The sequence below is a fragment of the Bombella pollinis genome (assembly GCF_026385485.1).
Taxonomy (GTDB): Bacteria; Pseudomonadota; Alphaproteobacteria; order Acetobacterales; family Acetobacteraceae; genus Bombella; species Bombella pollinis.
Genome location: NZ_JANIDX010000018.1, coordinates 1 through 520 on the forward strand (window position 1 = coordinate 1; position 520 = coordinate 520).

At 49.8% G+C, this 520-nt stretch carries 1 protein-coding gene; it reads left to right on the forward strand.

Translation table 11 applies throughout. The annotated features are described in order from the left end of the window. Positions 1–430, forward strand: a 430-nt coding sequence (locus NQF89_RS08825) for a hypothetical protein (RefSeq protein WP_266138002.1), incomplete at its 5' end; no start/stop codon positions are given. Positions 431–520 lie beyond the last annotated feature (90 nt).

The window sequence follows — 520 nt, forward strand, 5'->3', positions numbered from 1 at the left end:
CGGTATGCCAATTAGTTATGATGAAGCTCGACAAGTGAATCTTCGACCTTATGAGACGGCGGAGGGCATTTGCGATATTGGGCGGATGTACCAAGACCCGAATGTGGAAGACCCTTATGCGCCATCGATTGAGCGGTTATTGAAGGCCTTTCGGGAGGACCGGAAGGGAACGATTAAGAAGCTTGTGAAGGTTGGCGTTTTGAGGGGATGGGCGCGCGAGGCGGCAGATTTAGTTCTTTCCCAGAAGGGGCGTTATTGGCGTTGTGCGGTTATTGTAGGGGGGTTGTTGGATAATATGGGGTATGAGTGGGGAGATATTACCCATCATGTAGATGCGATAAATGATGATTCTTATAATATAGGTAGTGGCATGGGGGATAGGATTTGCGATGTGGATAATATGAATCATGACCCGCGGGAAGGATGGTAGAGCAAGGGGTTAGGTTGCTCCGTTGTGGGGTGGTTTTTGGCCGAGGTTGGTGCGGATGCAATCTATGGTTGTGTGCCATTTACCTTCCGC